Raw genomic sequence first — 17,485 nt, forward strand, 5'->3', positions numbered from 1 at the left:
GGGGACCGGATGTGCATCTGTTGGGACACGCGCACACTCCGTACGGCCGGCGCGCTGGCGGTGTCATGCTGGTATGCATGCCTGAGCTGCGGTCGAAGACCTCCACGCACGGTCGGACGATGGCCGGCGCCCGGGCCCTCTGGCGGGCCACCGGGATGACCGACGACGATTTCGGTAAGCCGATCGTCGCCATCGCCAACAGTTTCACCCAGTTCGTGCCCGGTCACGTACACCTCAAGGATATGGGCGGCCTGGTGGCCGACGCGGTGGCCGAGGCCGGCGGGGTGGGGCGGGAGTTCAACACCATCGCGGTCGACGACGGCATCGCGATGGGCCACGGCGGCATGCTCTACTCGCTGCCCAGCCGCGAGCTGATCGCCGACGCGGTGGAGTACATGGTCAACGCGCACTGCGCGGACGCCCTGGTCTGCATCTCCAACTGCGACAAGATCACGCCGGGGATGCTGCTGGCCGCGCTGCGGCTCAACATCCCGACCGTCTTCGTCTCCGGCGGCCCGATGGAGGCCGGCAAGACGATGGCGATCGAGGGCGTCGTGCACAGCAAGATCGACCTGATCGACGCGATGATCGCCTCCTCGAACGAGGCGGTCACCGACGAGCAGCTCGGCGAGATCGAGCGCTCCGCCTGCCCGACCTGCGGCTCCTGCTCCGGGATGTTCACCGCGAACTCGATGAACTGCCTCACCGAGGCCATCGGTCTGGCGCTGCCCGGCAACGGCTCGACGCTGGCCACCCACGCCGCGCGCCGGTCACTCTTCGTCGAGGCCGGCCGCACCATCGTGGAGATCTCCAAGCGCTGGTACGACGGCGACGACGACTCGGTGCTGCCCCGCACGGTCGCCTCGAAGGCCGCCTTCGAGAACGCGGTCGCCCTGGACGTGGCGATGGGCGGCTCCACCAACACCGTGCTGCACCTGCTCGCCGCCGCCCGCGAGGCGGAGCTGGACTTCGGGGTCGTCGACATCGACGCGATCTCCCGGCGGGTGCCCTGCCTGGCCAAGGTCGCTCCGAACTCGCCGAACTACCACATGGAGGACGTGCACCGCGCCGGCGGCATCCCGGCGATCCTGGGCGAGCTGGACCGGGCCGGGCAGCTCAACCGGGACGTGCACGCCGTGCACTCGCCGTCGCTGGCGCAGTGGCTGACCGACTGGGACGTGCGTGGCGGCTCGCCGACGCCGACGGCGGTCGAGCTGTTCCACGCCGCGCCCGGCGGGGTGCGCACCACCCAGCCGTTCTCCACCACCAACCGCTGGTCCTCGCTGGACACCGACGCGGCCGGCGGCTGCATCCGCGACCGCGAGCACGCGTACTCCGCCGACGGTGGGCTGGCCATCCTGCACGGCAACCTGGCCCCGGACGGCTGCGTGGTGAAGACCGCCGGCGTTCCGGAGGAGTGCCTGACCTTCCGCGGCCCGGCGAAGGTCTACGAATCCCAGGACGACGCGGTGACGGCGATCCTCGCCAAGCAGGTCGTGGCCGGGGACGTGGTAGTGATCCGGTACGAGGGCCCCAAGGGCGGTCCTGGCATGCAGGAGATGCTCTACCCCACCTCGTTCCTCAAGGGTCGCGGGCTGGGCCGGTCCTGTGCGCTGCTCACCGACGGGCGCTTCTCCGGCGGCACCTCCGGGCTCTCCATCGGGCACGTCTCCCCCGAGGCGGCCTCCGGCGGGCTGATCGCCCTGGTCCGCGAGGGCGACGAGATCGTCATCGACATCCCGGGCCGGTCCATCGAGCTGAACGTGCCGTCCGACGAGCTGGAGGCGCGCCGGGTGGCCGAGGAGAAGCGCGACAAGCCGTACAGCCCGACCGATCGGCAGCGACCGGTGTCGGCGGCGCTGCGCGCGTACGCCTCGATGGCCACCTCGGCCAGCGACGGCGCCTACCGCCGCGTCCCGGAGTGAGCGTCGGGGTTCCACCCGGTCTGCCTGCCTGAGCGGTCCCGCGGCTGCGCTCGCGTGATCGACACGAGATCAGCGATATCGGGGCGTCCCATCGACGTGGACGCCCCGGTATCAGCGATCCCGTGTGGACGGTGGCGCCGTCGCGGGCTGGGGAGAGGGTAGGCCGGCGGAAACGGGTGCCCCCAGGCCGGCAGCGTCCGCTAGCGTGTCGTCGGTCTATCTGGGGAGATCCCAGAATCCTCACGGGAAAGAAGCTCACGTGTCACTTTGGAAGAAGACCGCGGTTGTGGCGGTCTCGGCGCTCACCGCGCTCGCTGTCTCCGCCTGCGGTGCGAAGTCCGGCTCGTCCGAGGCGCCCAAGCAGCCCAGCGTCCTGGAGCTGCTCGCCAGTGATCTCAAGGGGTCGCTGCAGAAGACGGTCGAGGCCACCGACAAGACCGAATCGGTGACCGTGACGATGAAGGGCACGGCGGGCGGCGAGAAGGTCTCGATGCAGGGTGTCGTGGACCTGGGCAGCCCGCTCAAGGCCGAGTTGACGACGGCGGACCCGGACGGCACCACGACCACCGTCCGGATGATCGGCGCCGTGGTCTACGTCGAGGTTCCGGCCGAGGACCGCGCGACCATGGGCGGGAAGCGCTGGATGAAGATGGACCTGACCGCCGTGGGCGAGCAGGCGGGCATGGACTTCACCAAGCAGTTCGAGGACGTCGACCCGATCAAGCAGGTCAAGACGCTGCTCGCCACCGAGGGTGTGACGGTGGTCGGCCAGGAGACGGTGAACGGTGCGCCGACCGTCCACTACACGGTCACCACCCCCGTGGCGACCTACCTCGGACAGGTCGACGCCAAGGTGCGGGCGGGCGTCGAGAAGGAGATGGCCAAGCAGGGCGTCAAGGAGCTGACGATCGACCTGTGGGTCGATGAGCAGTACCGGCCGCGCCGGGCGGGCATCGTCATGGGCGCGATGGGCGACATGGTGGTCGACTACACCGATTACGGCAAGCCGGCGGCCATCGAGACGCCGCCGCCGGCGGAGACCACGGACTTCGCCGAGATGCTGAAGGGCCTGACGGCCGGTAGCTGACCAGAGCCGTAGCGCTGCCCGGCCGGCGAGGTGACCCACCGGCCGGGCAGTGCCGTTCCAGAAGCCGGACAGGTGGGTCAGCTGGTTGCCACGACCTGGTCGATCACCAGGTGGGCGGCACCCGTGATGCCGACGTCCTGGCCGCTGGTGACCCGTTCGATCAGCAGGGTCTGCGTGGCCAGCGGCAGGCACCGCTCGTAGAGAGTGGCCCGCATGCTGGCCAGCAGCGGTTCGCAGTCGGCGAGCCGACCGCCGATGGCCACCACCTGCGGGTTGAAGAAGTTGACCACCACGGCCAGGATCTCGCCGATGGCGCGGCCGGCCTGCCGGGCGAGCGCGGTGGCGTGCCGGTCGCCGTCGTCGATCAGGCGGATCACACCGGTCAGGTCGGCGACCGGTACGCCCTGGTCACGTAGCGCCGTGACCAGGGCCGCGCCGCTGGCCACCGCCTCCAGGCAGCCGGCGTTGCCGCAGCTGCACGGCGGTGCGGGATCGGCCACCACCCGACAGTGGCTGATGTCCCCGGCCGATCCCTGCGCCCCTCGGTGCAGCCGCCCGTCGGAGATCACGCCGGAGCCGATCCCGGTGCCGGCCTTGATGTAGACGGCATGGTCCAGGTCGGGGTGTGCCGTGCGGTGCGCGCCGAGTGCCATGAGGTTGGCGTCGTTGTCCACGATGACCGGTACCTCGACCCGCTCGCCGCAGAAGGCGGTGACGTCGAAGCCGTTCCAGCCGGGCATCCGGGACGGGCTGACGATGCGGCCGGTGGCGTGCTGCACCGGGCCGGGGATTCCGATGCCGATGCCGCGCAGAGCGCCCGTCGCCGGCGCGCCGTCGACCGCCTCGTGGTCCGGTCCCGTGTGCGCGGCCACCAGCGCGGAGACCTCGGCGAGCAGCGCGCCGAGCACCTCCTCCGGACCGTCCTCGATGCGCACCGGCAGGGTGCGGGCCTGGACCACCCGGCCGGAGAGATCCAGCGTGCCGACCCGCGCGTGATGGGCGCCCAGGTCGATGGCGCCGACCACGGCACCGCCGGTCGGCACCGCGAGCTGGCGCGGTCGCCGGCCGCCCCGGGACCGGCCGGCGCCGGCCTCCTCCAGCAGACCCTGGCTGATCAGGGCCTCCACGCGCTGGGAGACCGTCGAGGGGGACAGCCCGGAGAGCCGGGCCAGGTCGGCACGACTGACGGCCGCTCCGCTGGCCACCCACCGCAGCAGCTCCCGGGGGCCGCCCCGGAGGGCGTCGCGCGGCGCGTCGTCAATCGTCACGTCAGGTTCTTAGCATCCGGAGTTTGTTCCGGCAACCTGTTGACTTCGTTTGCTGTCTACCTTTAGATGACGCTGTTGCTTCGATATGAAGCAAACTTACTTTTGTAGTCGAAGAAAGTAGGCGTGTGGTGGCAGCGACGACGGCGTCCGACCTCGCCGGCCGAGCCGGGTCGACAGGACCGGACCGACCGATGGTGTCGGTCCGTGGCCTGCACAAATGGTTCGGGCCGCTGCACGTGCTCAAGGACATCGACCTCACGGTGGCCGCCGGCGAGGTGGTCGTCGTGGTCGGGCCGTCCGGCTCCGGCAAGTCGACCCTGTGCCGATGCCTCAACCGGCTGGAGACCATCGGCCAGGGCAGCGTCGAGATCGACGGTCAGCCGCTACCGGCCGAGGGCCGCGCGCTGGCCCGGCTGCGCGCCGACGTCGGCATGGTCTTCCAGTCCTTCAACCTCTTCGGTCACAAGACGGTGCTGGACAACATCACCCTCGGCCCCACCCGGGTCCGCCGGATCTCCCGCGCCGAGGCGCGCCAGCAGGCCATGACGCTGCTGGATCGGGTCGGCATCGCCGACAAGGCGGACCACTACCCGGCCCAGCTCTCCGGTGGGCAGCAGCAGCGCGCCGCCATCGCCCGGGCGCTGGCCATGCGACCGAAGGTGCTGCTCTTCGACGAGCCGACCTCGGCCCTCGACCCGGAAATGGTCAACGAGGTCCTCGACGTGATGGTCTCCCTCGCCGCCGAGGGCATGACCATGATCGTGGTCACCCACGAGATGGGCTTCGCCCGCCGCGCCGCCGACCGGGTCGTCTTCATGGACGACGGCCGGATCGTCGAATCCGGCGCACCCGACGACTTCTTCGCAGCCCCCCGCACCGAGCGGGCCCGCGACTTCCTGTCCAAGATCCTCCAGCACTAGCCCCCAACGGGAGGGTGGCATGTCAATCCTCAAGACGAGCTTCACCAGGCGTCGCTCGCTCGCGCTGGGCGCCACCGCCGTGGCGGTGGCCCTCGCCGCCGCCGGTTGCGGCGGCGACGGCGGCAGCGCACCGGCCCTGCCCGGCAACCCCGGCCTGGGCGGCGACGGCGTCGTCGCCCAGTCGGTGTACGACGCCGCTCCGGTGGCAACCGACGCGGACATCCCGGCCGGCTCCACCATGGACGCGATCCGCAAGCGCGGCTACCTGACCGTCGGCGGCTCCCTGGACGCCCCGCTGCTGTCGCAGCAGAACCCGGTCACCGGCACCATCGAAGGCTTCGACGCCGACATGGCCAAGCTGCTGGCGAAGTACATCACCGGCAAGCCCGAGGTGAAGACCACCACCATCGGCACCCAGACCCGGGAGGCGATGCTCCAGGCCAAGTCGGTGGACGTCGTCTTCCAGACGTACACCATCACCCCGCAGCGGGCCACCCAGATCGCCTTCGCCGGGCCCTACCTGACCTCCGGTCTGGCGGTCGCGGTCCGCAAGGACGACACCACGATCAAGAGCGTCAAGGACCTCGCCGGCAAGACGGTCATCGTCGGGGCGAACACCCCCGCCGTCACCGCGCTGCCCAGCGCCGCCCCCGGCTCCAAGCAGGTCGCGTTCGGCACCGACCCGCAGGCGGTGCAGGCGCTGCTGCAGAACCGCGGCGAGGCGTACGTGCAGGACTTCACCCTGCTCGCCTCCAACGCCAAGGCCAACCCGGGCATGAAGGTGGTCGGCGAGCCCTTCACCACCGAGTCGTACGGCATCGGCCTGAACCGGGATGACGCGCAGTTCAAGGAGTTCATCAACAACTGGCTGAAGAAGATCCAGGCCGACGGCACCTGGGCGAAGGTCTGGGAAGCCACCCTCGGCTCGGTGGTCGAGGGCGGGGCGCCCACCCCGCCGACTCTCGGTTCCGCCGACGGATCCTGAGCAGCCTCCCACGCCGATGGACGCCCTCACCGCCCACCTGAGCGAACTCGGCCACGGCCTGGTCACGACGGTCGAACTGACCGTCGTGACCACCGTCGGGGCGATGCTGCTCGGCATCATCGTGGCCACCCTGCGGATCGCCCCCGTACCGCTGCTGCGCGCCATCGGCACGGCGTACGTGGAGGTGCTCCAGAACCTGCCACTGCTGGCGCTGCTGGTGCTCTTCGTCTTCGCGCTGCCGACCATCGGCATCTCGTTCCCGCTGTTCACCTCCGCCGCCATCGTCATCGCCGGCTACGAGGGGGCGTACCTGGCCGAGGCGATCCGGGCCGGGATCAACACGGTCGGCGTGGGCCAGGCGGAGGCGGCACGCGCCATCGGGCTCACCTTCGGCCAGTCCCTGCGGCACGTGATCCTGCCGCAGGGACTGCGGGCGGTGATCCAGCCGATCGGCAACATCTGCATCGCGCTGCTGATGAACACCTCGCTGGCCGCCGCCGTCGGGGTGGTCGAGTTGACCCAGGCCGCCAACAACGTGAACCTCCTCGAGGCCCAGCCGATCGCCGTCTTCACCGGCGCGGGCCTCGCCTACATGCTGCTGGCGTTGATCATCGGTCAGGTCACCGGCCTGCTCGAGCGAAGGCTGGCGATCGTCCGATGAACCAGACCCGACAGATCCTCTTCGACGAGCCGGGCCCCCGCGCCCGGCGGCGCATCCGGATCGCCACCGTGCTGGGCGCGCTCGTCCTGGTCGGCGCCATCGCGGCGGCGGTGCACCAGTTCGCCAGCCACGGCGAACTCGCCGCCGAGCGCTGGCAGCCGTTCACCACCTGGCCGATCTGGCGGTACCTGCTCACCGGCCTCTGGGCCACCGTCCGCGCCGCCGCAGCGACCGCCGTGCTCAGCTCCGCCCTCGGGCTGCTGCTGGCACTCGGCCGGCTGTCGGTACACCGACCGCTCCGCTGGGCGGCCGGCGCGTACGTGGAGATCTTCCGCACCGTGCCCGCGCTTCTGCTCATCTACGTGACGCTGTTCGCGCTGCCGCAGTACGGACTGAACTTCCCGCTGTTCTGGAAGCTCGTGGTGCCGCTGGTGGTCTCCAACTCGGCGGCGTTCGCGGAGATCTTCCGGGCCGGCATCCTGGCCCTGGACCGGGGGCAGACCGAGGCCGGCCTCGCGGTCGGGCTGCGCCGGGGACAGGTCATGGCGCTGGTGGTCCTGCCGCAGGCGCTGCTCCAGCTCGCCCCGTCCCTGGTCAGCCAACTGGTCGGGCTGCTCAAGGACACCTCGCTCGGCTTCGTGGTCAGCTACACCGAGCTGCTCTACAGCGGGCAGGTGCTCTCCTCGTACACCCATCTTCTGATCCAGACATTCCTCGTGGTGGCGCTCATCTACCTGGTGGTCAACGCGTCGCTGTCGAAGTTCGCCCGCGTACTCCAGGCCCGCAACGGCCGGCTCACCGGCCGGCGCGGCCGACGAACCAGGGATCTGCCGCCGCCGCTCATCGAAGGGAACACCATCCGGTGACCACTCCCCGTCACGCCGAACTGGCCCGGGTCGTCCGCAACGGCTTCGTCGAGAGCCGGCACTACGGCAGCGTCGTGGTGCTCGCCCCGGACGGCACGGTCGCCCGCGCCGCCGGTGTGCCCGACGAGCCGGTGCTCCCCCGCTCCACCCTCAAGCCGGTGCAGGCGCTGGCCTGCAGCGTCGCGGCGGCCGGAGGGCTCGGCGGCGGCGACCGGCTGACCGGTCCGGCGCTGGCCCTCGCCGCCGGCAGCCACACCGGTGACGACCGGCACGTCGAGGTGGTCCGGGCGATGCTCGCCGACGCGGGCCTGACCGAGGACGCACTCGGCTGCCCCGTGGACTGGCCGGAGGACGAGCCGACCCGGGACCGGCTGATCCGGGCCGGTGGGCAGCGCGAGCGGATCCGGATGAACTGCTCCGGCAAGCACGCCGCGATGCTCGTGGCCTGCGTGGCCCGGTCCTGGAGCACGCACGACTACCTCGACCCCGAGCACCCGCTCCAGCGGGAGACCGCCGCCACGGTCGCACGGCTGGCGGGCACGCCCATCGCACACGTGGCGGTCGATGGCTGCGGCGCACCGCTGTTCGGTCTGCCGCTGACCGGCCTGGCCCGCACGTTCCAGGCGCTGGTCACGGCGCCCGCCGGCAGCCACGAGGAGCGGGTCGCGCAGGCCATGCGCCAGCACCCCGAGTACGTGGGCGGCTGGCACGGGCACCCGAACACCGACCTGATGCGGGCGCTGCCCGGTGTGCTCGCCAAGGGCGGGGCCGAGGGCGTCCTCGCCGTGGCCACGCCGGACGGTCACGCGGTGGCCGTGAAGGTGGTCGACGGCTCGCCGCGAGCCACCACCGCCGTCGTGCTCGCCGCCCTGGATGCCGTGGGCGTACCGGTCGGTGGGGCCGACGCGCTGCGCCGGGTGCCGGTGCTCGGCGGCGGCGAACCGGTCGGCGCCGTCACCGCCGCCATCGATTGGACCCGGGCACCGTCTCGCACCGAAAAGGAAGAATCATGAGCACATTCGAGATCTGCATCGACAGCGTCGAGGGAGCGGTCGCCGCCGAGGAGGCCGGCGCCGACCGGGTGGAGCTGTGCTCCGCGCTCTTCGACGGAGGGTTGACCCCCAGCCTGGGCACCATCGAGACGACCCTGCGCACCGTCACCCGGATCCGGGTGCACGTGATCGTCCGGCCGCGTGCCGGCGACTTCATCTACTCGCCGCTGGAGATCGAGGCGATGGAGCGGGACGTACGGGCCGCGGTTGCCGCCGGCGCGCACGGCATCGTGATCGGCGCGCTGACCGCCGAGGGTGACGTCGACGTGCCGACCACCCGCCGGCTGATCGCCGCCGCCGGCGACGCCAGCATCACCTTCCACCGCGCGTTCGACATGGTGCGCGACCCGTACGCGGCGCTGGAGCAACTGGTCGAGCTGGGTGTGCACCGCGTGCTCACCTCGGGCCAGGAGGTCAGCGTGCTGGAGGGTGCCCCGCTCATCGCCGACCTGGTCCGCCGGGCCGCCGGGCGGATCATCATCATGCCGGGCGGCGGCATCACCCCCCGCAACATCGCCCGGATCGTCGAGGCGACCGGCGCCGACGAGTACCACTTCGCGGCGCTGGTCAGCTCGGACAGCCCGGCGGTGCACCGCAACCCGGCACCGCTGATGGGCGGCACCCTGCACCGGCCCGAGTACGAGCGGTCCGGCACGTCCGGGGCGCTGGTCGGGCAGGTGCTCGCCGCCGCCCGGGCCTGAACACCCGCGCTTCTGACCAGCGGTGGACCTGGAGGAATGTCCCTTCAGGTCCACCGCTCGCTCGCGCCGTCGCCGGGCCGGTGCGGTGCGCGCCCGATCCACCTACCCGGTGGCGAGGTTGATGGCCACACCGATCGGAATGGACGCCGCGAGTCCCGCGACCAACCACCACAGCTGCTCCCACCGGGCGGTCCGCTGCGCCGACTGGATCACGCTCTGGACCTGGCTCACCGTGCTCGCCACCATCGTCAGGTCCCCGGCGCCACCGGCCGACTCTTCGGTGACCGACCGCCGCAGGCCCGCCCGGCGGACCCGGCTGGTCGGCGACACCATCAGCTGATGCCTGCGGACCCGCCGCGAGGCCAACACCACCGACTCGGGATCCCCGTGGTCGACGGCGCCGCGGTAGGCACCGTCGCCCTCGGGGTCCGAAAGATCGACGGGTAGGCCGGTCCGGTGCAGGCGGGGCCAGCGCCGTGCCCACCGGACCTCGAGCCACCACAGGCCGCCGCCGGCGGCGAGCAGCACGAGGTTGGCGACGATCGCGACGATCGCCCACCGGCCGGTGAGAAGGAAACCGACGGCGCCCGCCGGGATGGCCGCCAGGATGAGTGCCTTCGCCGTCGCCGTGCCGCTGATCCCCCGCATACCTGTCATTGAACCGCTCGCGCCCGGCCGGCAGGGCCTCTGCTATCCGCTATGCGACAGCGGCGGGCCACGGAGTCCCGGTCGTGGCACGCGATCGACGGACCCGCTCGACCGTGATACCTCAGCGGTATAAAAATGCCGCTGAGGTATCACGCTCGTCCGACTGCGTGCTCCGGCAGAGGCGACCGGCGGTCGCGAGTTCCCGGAGGGCTAGCTCTTCGCCAGGTCGTTCACGCAGCGCAGCACCGGGCGGGCGGTCAGCAGGGCCGGGTCCAACGCCGCGTCGGCGCGCACCGTGAGGGTCACCGACTCGCCGGGCAGCAGGGTGACCAGTGCCTCGTCCACCTCGGCGGACGGGTCCAGCCGGTCCGGGTAGAGGGTCAGGTCACGCAGCACGGTGCGGGCGGTGACCCGGACCCGCTGCCCACCGTCGACCGGCTCGACTGTCGCGTCCCAGGCCGCCGCCGGCCAGTCGACGTCGCGGTCCTCCGCGAAGAACCACAGTGCCCGCTCAGCGCTCTCCCCCGCCTCGGCGACCAGCAGCTCCCGCCGGGCCTCGTCCGGCCGCGCCAGCTCCGCCGGCAGCGCCAGCGTCACCGCCGAGTACGCGGGGACCTCCAGCTCCATCGTGGTCTTCGCCCGAGGTTCACCGGCGAGGGTCAGCCGCGTCACGGACGCCGACGCCCGCCACGGCGTGCCACCGTCGTTCACCGCGACCAGGGCGAGGCCGCCGTCGCGGGGCTGCACGGTGAGCAGCCGGTCGGCGTACGCGTGGCGCAGCGCGTACCACAGTGGCTTGCGCCGGCCGTCGCCGTCGACCGCGGACCAGGAGGTGACCGGCCAGCAGTCGTTGAGCTGCCAGACGATGGTGCCCGCGCACACGCTCCGGTGCGAACGGAAGTGCTCCACCCCGAGCTGGATGGCCCGGGCCTGGTTGAGTTGCGTCAGGTAGTGCCAGTCGTCGAAGTCCGCCGGGGCGGGCAGGTAGGCGTCCAGTCCACGCTGGAGCTTGGCGTCGCCGCCGGTCGCCTTCTGGTGGTGCGCCATACCGGGTGAGTCGTGGGCGAGGGGTTCGTCGCTCAGCGCCCGCCGCAGCGTGGCGTACGCGGGCGGGCCCTGGTAGCCGAACTCGGCGACGAAGCGGGGCACGTACTCCCGGTACTTCGTGTAGTCGTCGGTGTTCCAGACGTCCCAGATGTGCGTGGTGCCGTGCGCCGGATCGTTCGGGTGGATGTCCTCGGTGCCCGACCAGGGGCTGCCCGGCCAGTACGGACGGGTCGGGTCCAGCTCGCCGACGATGCGGGGCAGCACGTCCAGGTAGTAGCCGCGACCCCAGGTGCGCCCGGCCAGCGGCTCCTGCCAGTCCCAGTCGTGCCAGCCCCAGATGTTCTCGTTGTTGCCGGTCCAGAGCACCAGCGACGGGTGCGGCGCCAGCCGGGTCACCTGCTCGGTGGCCTCGGCGGCCACCTCGCTGCCGAACGGCTCCTCCTCGGGGTACGCGGCGCAGGCGAACAGGAAGTCCTGCTGGACCAGCAGCCCGCGCTCGTCGGCGAGGTCGTAGAAGTCGGTCGACTCGTACCGGCCACCGCCCCAGACCCGCAGCAGGTTGATGTTGGCCTCGGCCGCCTGGTCGAACCGCCCGGCCAGCCGCTCCCGGGTGACCCGGTTGGGAAACACGTCGTCGGGGATCCAGTTGACCCCGCGCACGAAGACCGGGACGTCGTTGACCGACAACACGAAGGGGGTGCCGTGCTCGTCGGGCGTGGTGTCCAGGCGCACCGAGCGGAAGCCGATGAGCCGGGACCAGCTGTCCAGGGTTTCGCCGTCCGGCGCGTGCAGGGTCACCTCCAGCGGGTGACGCGCCTGCTCGCCGTACCCCCGGGGCCACCACAGCGCGGGCTCGCGGGCGGTGAGGGTCAGCACGGCCGTGCGCTGCCCGGCCGGGACGACCACCTCGGCGTCGGCGCCCGCGACGGCGGCCCGGACGGTCAGCGGGACGTCCGCGACCCGCTCGACCTCGACGTGCAGCTCGACCTGCCCGTCCCGGCCGGCCAGGGTCACCAGCGGGCGGACGGTGGCCAACCGGGCCGTGGACCAGGCGTGCAGGCCGATCTCCTGCCAGATGCCCGCCGTGACCAGCGTGGGCCCCCAGTCCCAGCCGAAGTTGCAGGCCATCTTGCGGATGAAGTGGAACGGCTCCGGATAGGCGTTGGGCCGGTCGCCGAGCCGCTGCTGCTGCGCCTCGGCGTAGCGGTAGGCCGAGTCGAAGGTGACGACCAGGTCGTTGTCGCCGTCGCGCAGCAGAGACCGGACGTCGAACCGGTAGCCACGGTGCATGTTCTCGGTGCGGCCGACCTCGACGCCGTTGACGGTGACCGTGGCGACGGTGTCCAGGCCGGCGCAGACCAGGTCGACCCGCTCGTGATCGCCCGCCGGGCGCCGGAAGCTCGTCCGGTAGCTCCAGTCGGTGCGCCCGATCCAGGCCAGCGCCAGCTCGTTGTCGTCGAGGTACGGGTCCTCGATCAGCCCGGCGTCGAGCAGGTCGGTGTGCACGCAACCGGGCACGGTGGCCGGCACGTCCAACCCGGCGATCCCGGCCGGCACCTGCGCCCCGGGCGTCGCCCGCAGGGTCCAACCGTCGTGAAGTGCCTGTCGGCTCAAGACTTCACCGCACCTTCCATGATTCCGCGGACGATCTGGCGTCCACCGATGAACAGCATGATCAGCAGGGGGATGGTAGCCACGAACGCGCCGGCGAGCACCCGACGGTAGATGACGTAGTTGCCGCTGGCCAGGTCGGAGATGGCCACCATCGAGGTCGGGTAGTCGGTGCCGCCCAGCGTGATCAGCGGCCACTGGAAGTCGTTCCAGGTCGCCACGAACGTGAGCAGGCCGAGCACCGCGAGGGCCGGCCGGATCGCCGGCAGGACGATGGACCGGTAGACCCGCATGGTGGTCGCGCCGTCCATCCGGGCGGACTCGATCAGCTCGTCGGGGACGGTGTTGACGATGAACTGCCGCATGTAGAAGACGCCGAACGCGGTGACCAGGCCGGGCACGATGACCGCCAGCAGGGTGCCGTTCCAGCCCAGCTTGCCCATCACGATGTACAGCGCGACGACGCCGAGCTGGTTGGGCACGGTGAGGGTGAGCACCACGAAGAGCATCAGCCACCGGCTGCCGGCGAAGCGCAGCTTGGCGAAGGCGAACCCGGCCAGCGAGCAGAAGAACAGCATCGAGACGGTAACCACGGTCGACACGATGACGCTGTTGATCAGCGAGGCGGCGAAGTAGACGTCCTGGAGGGAGAAGACCTCGTCCAGGTTGACCAGGAACCGGTCGCCGGGGGTGACGGCCGGCGGGATCTGGGCCAGTGCCTCGTCGTTGCTGGTGGCGATGACGAACATCCAGTACAGCGGGAACGCCGCGAACAGCATGGTGGTGGCCAGCAGCAGGTACGTCCCGACGCCGGCCGGGGTGTCCTGCGGGGCGCGGCCCATCAGGGCGGCCCGACGGCGGCGGGTCCTGGTTGCCGCCGGCCGGGGCGGTGCGGTGTCGACGGCGCTCACCTGGATCGCCCTCCGGAGAGTCGGTTGGTCAGCAGCGTGTTGATCCCGGCCACGACCAGGATGATCAGGAAGAGTGCCCAGCTCATCGCAGCCGCGTAGCCGAGGTTGAGGTCCTTCCAGCCCACCTTGTAGATCAGTTGGGCGATGGTCTGCCACTCGCCGTCGGGTCCCCCGGTGGCGGCCTGGGCGTTGAGGTCGAAGAGCATCGGCTCGATGAAGAGCTGGAACCCGCCGATGGTGGAGAGGATGACGGTGAACACGATCACCGGCTGGATCATCGGCACGGTGATCCGCCAGAGCTGACGCCACGGGCCGGCCCCGTCGACCGCGGCGGCCTCGTAGACGTCGCGCGGGATCGACTGCATGGCCGCGAGGTAGAGCAGCGCGTTGTAGCCGATCCACTTCCAGTTGACCATCGTGGCGATCGCGATCCAGGCGTGCAGCTTGTCGGCCCGCCAGTTGATCGGCTCGCCGTCGCCGATGCCGAACAGGCCGAGCACCCAGTTGGCCATCCCGAAGTCGCGGGAGAAGAAGACGCTGAACACCATGGTCGAGGCGACGATCGGGGTGACGTACGGCAGCAGCACGCCCACCCGCCACCAGGTCTGCGCCCGCAGCCGGCGGTTGAGCAACGACGCCACGATCAGCGCGAGCAGCAGCTGCGGCACCGAGGAGAGCAGGAAGATGCCGAAGGTGTTGTAGAGAGCGTTCCAGAAGTCCTCGTCGCCGAAGAGCTGGCGGAAGTTGGCCAGGCCGGCCCAGCCGGTCAGCGTCGGATCGTCCAGCCGGTAGTTCCGCAGGGCGACGACGCCGTTGAAGACCAGCGGGAACAGGCCGAAGACCAGGAAGATCAGGAAGAACGGCGCGATCAACACGTACGGCATGTAGCGCATGTCGAACCGGTACAGCCGGTCGCGCCAGCTGAGCCGGCGGTCGTCCGGGTCGGTGCCGGGGCCGTGCCGCCCGGCGGCGGCAGGGCGGCCCGACGACGCGGGCGCGGCGCGGGTGGTGGACATCGGGACACTCCAGGGCCGAAGAGACGGGGTACGCGCGGGCGGCGCGGGGGCGGCCCGCTGTTCGGCCCGCCCCCGCGCCGGCGGGCTCAGGAGGTGCTGGCCTTCTCCGCTTCCTTGACCGCCTCGGCCCAGGCGGCCTCGGGCTTCAGGGTCCTGTTCTGCACCCGGATCAGCACGTTCTCCACGGCCACCCGGGTCGGGCCGTTCTTCTTGCCCAGGTACTGCGGGGTCAGCCCCTGCGCCATCTTCGGGAAGATCTGGCCGACCGGCGCGTCACTGAAGAACGGGTTCTTGAAGTCGGCGATGGCCGGGTCGCTGTAGAGGGCCGGCTGCGACGGCAGGTTGCCGACCTTCTTGAAGATCTCGATCTGCTGCTCCGGCTGGACCAGCCACTCCAGCAGCTTGTACGCCTCGTCGGCGTGCCGGCTCTGCTTGGGGATCGTCAGGAAGGAGCCACCCCAGTTGCCACCCCCACCGGGCACCGCGGCGATGTCCCACTTGCCCTGGGTGCCGGGAGCGGTGTCCTTGATGTGCCCGAGCATCCAGGCCGGGCAGGCGAGCACGGCGAAGGAGCCGCTGGTGAAGCCCTTGTCCCAGTCGGCCTGGAAGGTGGCCAGGTTGGCGGAGAGGCCGGCCTCGATCGCCTTGATCGTGTAGTCGAAGGCGATCTTCGGGCCCTGCTCCATCCGGAGCTGGTCCTGCTGGTCGTAGAAGCCGACCGGCTGCTGGCCCAGGATCGGGTTGAACAGGTTGCTGCCGGCGTCGATGAACTTCTTCTTGGTCGTGCCGGTGTACTGCTGGCCGACCTCGATGAACCGGTCCCAGGTGGGCCAGAGGGCGGAGACCTGGTCAGGCTCGGTGGGCAGCCCGGCGGCCTTGAACAGGTCGGTGCGGTAGCACATGGCCAGGCCGCCGACATCGGTGCCGAGGCCGATCTGGGTCTTGCCGTCGGCCGACAGCGACTGCTTCCACTTCCACGGCAGGTACTTGCTCTCGTAGCCCCCGGCGCCCTTGTCGAGCAGGTTGACGAACTTGTCGGACTGGCTGCGGAACTGCACCATGAAGCCCTCGTCGATGGCGGCGATGTCCGGCGCGCCGGAGCCGGCGACCAGCTTCTTCTGCAGGTCCTCGTGCTGGGCGTTGTACTCCCCGGAGTTCAGCTGGATCTTGACGTTCGGGTTGGCCGCCTCGTACGTCGTCTTGAGGTCCTGGAGGCCGAAGTCACCCCAGAAGTTGATTTTCAGGGTGACCTGCCCGTCCGCCGCACCGGAATCCTGCCCGCTCTTGCCGCTGCACGCGGCGACCAGGGCGAGACCGACCGTGCCCACGGTGACCGCGCGGGCCCACCGGGTCCAGGAGCGTTTCATGGCATCCTCCGAGCAAGTGGGAACGCTCCCGACATCGAGAGACGTTGACTGAACCGGATAAGTGCCGTCACCGTACGGCCCGGTTCCGGGAGTGTCAACGGCTCGTCAAGAAGGCGCACGGCCACCGCCAAGGTGGTGCCCGTGGGAGCGCGAACAGGCGTGGTGGAGCGCTTTCTCTCGCTGCTCCGCGCACCTGGCGACGCTCAGGTACCGACCCCGCACCGGTACGCTGAACCGGGCAAGTACACCGGTCGAGGTCGACCCTGGACGGTCGGCCGGTGGCCGTCGGCGTCGGTTGCGCTAGGTTGAGGCCGCCGAAGCACCACGCGTGACCGCGGCAGGGAAGCGACCCGACCCCCGTGGGCGGAGAGTGGAGGAGCACGCCGGTGAAGCGGCCGACCATCGCCGACGTCGCCCGACGCGCCGGGGTGTCCAAGGGCGCCGTGTCGTACGCGCTGAACGGGCAACCCGGCGTCTCCGAGACCACCCGCCAGCGCATCCTGGCCATCGCCCAGGAGATCGGGTTCAGCCCGAGCAGCGCCGCACGCGCCCTCTCCGCCGCCACCGCCGAGGCGGTCGGCCTGGCCCTCTGCCGGCCCGCCCGGATACTGGGCATCGAGCCGTTCTTCATGGAGCTGATCAGCGGCGTCGAGGCCGAACTCTCCGCCCGCTCGTACGCGCTCACCCTCCAGGTGGTGGCCGACCACGACGCCGAGATCGCGGTCTACCGGCGCTGGTGGGGCGAGCGCCGGGTCGACGGGGTGCTCGTCTGCGACCTGCGCACCGACGACCGCCGCATCCCCGCACTGGAACAGCTCCAACTGCCGGCGGTGGTGATCGGCGGGCCCGGCGGCACCGGCGGCCTGGCCAGCCTCTGGTCCGACGACGCGGCCGCGCTCACCGAGGCGGTGGAGTACCTCGTCGCGCTCGGGCACCGGCGGATCGCCCGGGTCGGTGGCCTGCCCGACCTGCGGCACACCGAGATCCGCACCGAGGCCTTCGCGGCGGTGTGCCAGCGGCTCGGCCTGGTCGACGCGGTCACGGTCTGGTCGGACTACACCGGCGAGGAGGGCGGCCGAGCCACCCGCCGACTGCTCAGCTCCGCGCAGCGACCCACCGCGGTCATCTACGACAACGACGTGATGGCCATCGCCGGGCTCTCCGTGGCCCAGGAGATGGGGCTCACCGTGCCGGGCGACCTGTCCATCGTGGCCTGGGACGACTCGCCGCTCTGCCGGCTGGTGCACCCACCGCTGACCGCGCTGGGCCGGGACATCCCGGCGTACGGCGCACACGCCGCCCGGCAACTGCTCGCCGTCATCGCCGGGCAGCCCGCGACCCGCGTGCAGGACGAGACCCCGCAGCTCACCCCGCGTGGCAGCACCGCACCGCCCCGAGACAGGTGAACCGGTTCACCCCG

At 71.1% G+C, this 17,485-nt stretch carries 15 protein-coding genes; 9 read left to right on the forward strand and 6 right to left on the reverse strand.

Annotated elements, in window-relative coordinates; translation table 11 throughout:
- The first annotated feature begins 77 nt into the window (after positions 1-77).
- On the forward strand, positions 78-1,925 hold the full coding sequence (gene ilvD / locus ACTWLT_RS15870; RefSeq protein ID WP_445319036.1) for a dihydroxy-acid dehydratase: 1,848 nt from the start codon (positions 78-80) through the stop codon (positions 1,923-1,925).
- 259 nt (positions 1,926-2,184) lie between these two features.
- Positions 2,185-3,012 (forward strand): SCO4651 family lipoprotein, encoded by an 828-nt coding sequence (locus ACTWLT_RS15875; RefSeq protein WP_445319037.1) that lies wholly within the window; start codon positions 2,185-2,187, stop codon positions 3,010-3,012.
- A 77-nt stretch (positions 3,013-3,089) separates the two neighbouring features.
- Here the strand turns inward: ACTWLT_RS15875 and ACTWLT_RS15880 are convergent, their stop codons facing one another.
- The gene (locus tag ACTWLT_RS15880) at positions 3,090-4,280 is read right to left on the reverse strand and encodes an ROK family transcriptional regulator (protein ID WP_445319038.1); all 1,191 of its coding nucleotides are present in this window, start codon (positions 4,278-4,280) and stop codon (positions 3,090-3,092) included.
- A 191-nt stretch (positions 4,281-4,471) separates the two neighbouring features.
- Here ACTWLT_RS15880 and ACTWLT_RS15885 point away from each other — a divergent pair, with 191 nt between their 5' ends.
- From ACTWLT_RS15885 to ACTWLT_RS15910, 6 genes are read left to right on the forward strand one after another with little or no spacing between them, the layout of a single operon-like run.
- Positions 4,472-5,200 (forward strand): amino acid ABC transporter ATP-binding protein, encoded by a 729-nt coding sequence (locus ACTWLT_RS15885; protein ID WP_445319039.1) that lies wholly within the window; start codon positions 4,472-4,474, stop codon positions 5,198-5,200.
- A 19-nt stretch (positions 5,201-5,219) separates the two neighbouring features.
- Positions 5,220-6,185, forward strand: coding sequence for a glutamate ABC transporter substrate-binding protein (locus tag ACTWLT_RS15890; protein ID WP_445319040.1), 966 nt, complete (start codon positions 5,220-5,222; stop codon positions 6,183-6,185).
- Between the two features lie 16 nt (positions 6,186-6,201).
- Positions 6,202-6,846, forward strand: coding sequence for an amino acid ABC transporter permease (locus ACTWLT_RS15895; protein WP_445319041.1), 645 nt, complete (start codon positions 6,202-6,204; stop codon positions 6,844-6,846).
- Positions 6,843-7,712: an amino acid ABC transporter permease gene (locus ACTWLT_RS15900; RefSeq protein WP_445319042.1), complete on the forward strand. Its 870-nt coding sequence runs from the start codon at positions 6,843-6,845 to the stop codon at positions 7,710-7,712. The genes ACTWLT_RS15895 and ACTWLT_RS15900 overlap by 4 nt, the downstream gene beginning before the upstream one ends.
- Positions 7,709-8,725, forward strand: a complete 1,017-nt coding sequence (locus ACTWLT_RS15905) for an asparaginase (protein ID WP_445319043.1) — start codon at positions 7,709-7,711, stop codon at positions 8,723-8,725. The genes ACTWLT_RS15900 and ACTWLT_RS15905 overlap by 4 nt, the downstream gene beginning before the upstream one ends.
- Complete coding sequence (locus ACTWLT_RS15910) at positions 8,722-9,465, forward strand: copper homeostasis protein CutC (RefSeq protein ID WP_252419870.1); 744 nt, start codon at positions 8,722-8,724, stop codon at positions 9,463-9,465. The genes ACTWLT_RS15905 and ACTWLT_RS15910 overlap by 4 nt, the downstream gene beginning before the upstream one ends.
- 102 nt (positions 9,466-9,567) lie before the next feature.
- Here ACTWLT_RS15910 and ACTWLT_RS15915 read toward each other — a convergent pair whose 3' ends face one another.
- The 5 genes from ACTWLT_RS15915 to ACTWLT_RS15935 all read right to left on the reverse strand — a co-directional run bounded on the left by ACTWLT_RS15915 (position 9,568) and on the right by ACTWLT_RS15935 (position 16,065).
- Positions 9,568-10,113: a hypothetical protein gene (locus ACTWLT_RS15915; RefSeq protein WP_445319044.1), complete on the reverse strand. Its 546-nt coding sequence runs from the start codon at positions 10,111-10,113 to the stop codon at positions 9,568-9,570.
- A 210-nt stretch (positions 10,114-10,323) separates the two neighbouring features.
- The gene (locus ACTWLT_RS15920) at positions 10,324-12,774 is read right to left on the reverse strand and encodes a glycoside hydrolase family 2 protein (protein WP_445319045.1); all 2,451 of its coding nucleotides are present in this window, start codon (positions 12,772-12,774) and stop codon (positions 10,324-10,326) included.
- Positions 12,771-13,613 (reverse strand): carbohydrate ABC transporter permease, encoded by an 843-nt coding sequence (locus ACTWLT_RS15925; RefSeq protein WP_445319100.1) that lies wholly within the window; start codon positions 13,611-13,613, stop codon positions 12,771-12,773. Before ACTWLT_RS15925 ends, ACTWLT_RS15920 begins: the two co-directional genes overlap by 4 nt.
- 65 nt (positions 13,614-13,678) lie before the next feature.
- Positions 13,679-14,698 carry a carbohydrate ABC transporter permease gene (locus ACTWLT_RS15930; RefSeq protein ID WP_445319046.1) on the reverse strand — a complete coding sequence of 340 codons (1,020 nt, stop codon included), beginning with the start codon at positions 14,696-14,698 and terminating at the stop codon, positions 13,679-13,681.
- A gap of 86 nt (positions 14,699-14,784) precedes the next feature.
- The gene (locus tag ACTWLT_RS15935) at positions 14,785-16,065 is read right to left on the reverse strand and encodes an ABC transporter substrate-binding protein (protein WP_445319047.1); all 1,281 of its coding nucleotides are present in this window, start codon (positions 16,063-16,065) and stop codon (positions 14,785-14,787) included.
- A 386-nt stretch (positions 16,066-16,451) separates the two neighbouring features.
- Between ACTWLT_RS15935 and ACTWLT_RS15940 the strand changes: the two genes are divergently transcribed.
- The gene (locus ACTWLT_RS15940) at positions 16,452-17,471 is read left to right on the forward strand and encodes a LacI family DNA-binding transcriptional regulator (protein ID WP_445319048.1); all 1,020 of its coding nucleotides are present in this window, start codon (positions 16,452-16,454) and stop codon (positions 17,469-17,471) included.
- The last annotated feature ends 14 nt before the right edge of the window (positions 17,472-17,485 follow it).

The sequence above is a fragment of the Micromonospora yongxingensis genome, from assembly GCF_052601155.1.

Excerpts from the sequence above, each read along its gene's own strand:
- ACTWLT_RS15900 (WP_445319042.1), top strand. The coding sequence starts at position 6,843 with ATGAACCAGACCCGACAGATCCTCTTCGACGAGCCGGGCCCCCGCGCC.
- ACTWLT_RS15925 (WP_445319100.1), bottom strand. The coding sequence starts at position 13,613 with ATGGGCCGCGCCCCGCAGGACACCCCGGCCGGCGTCGGGACGTACCTG.
- ACTWLT_RS15915 (WP_445319044.1), bottom strand. The coding sequence starts at position 10,113 with ATGCGGGGGATCAGCGGCACGGCGACGGCGAAGGCACTCATCCTGGCG.
- ACTWLT_RS15935 (WP_445319047.1), bottom strand. The coding sequence starts at position 16,065 with ATGAAACGCTCCTGGACCCGGTGGGCCCGCGCGGTCACCGTGGGCACG.
- ilvD (WP_445319036.1), top strand. The coding sequence starts at position 78 with ATGCCTGAGCTGCGGTCGAAGACCTCCACGCACGGTCGGACGATGGCC.
- ACTWLT_RS15895 (WP_445319041.1), top strand. The coding sequence starts at position 6,202 with ATGGACGCCCTCACCGCCCACCTGAGCGAACTCGGCCACGGCCTGGTC.
- ACTWLT_RS15890 (WP_445319040.1), top strand. The coding sequence starts at position 5,220 with ATGTCAATCCTCAAGACGAGCTTCACCAGGCGTCGCTCGCTCGCGCTG.
- ACTWLT_RS15910 (WP_252419870.1), top strand. The coding sequence starts at position 8,722 with ATGAGCACATTCGAGATCTGCATCGACAGCGTCGAGGGAGCGGTCGCC.
- ACTWLT_RS15885 (WP_445319039.1), top strand. The coding sequence starts at position 4,472 with ATGGTGTCGGTCCGTGGCCTGCACAAATGGTTCGGGCCGCTGCACGTG.
- ACTWLT_RS15930 (WP_445319046.1), bottom strand. The coding sequence starts at position 14,698 with ATGTCCACCACCCGCGCCGCGCCCGCGTCGTCGGGCCGCCCTGCCGCC.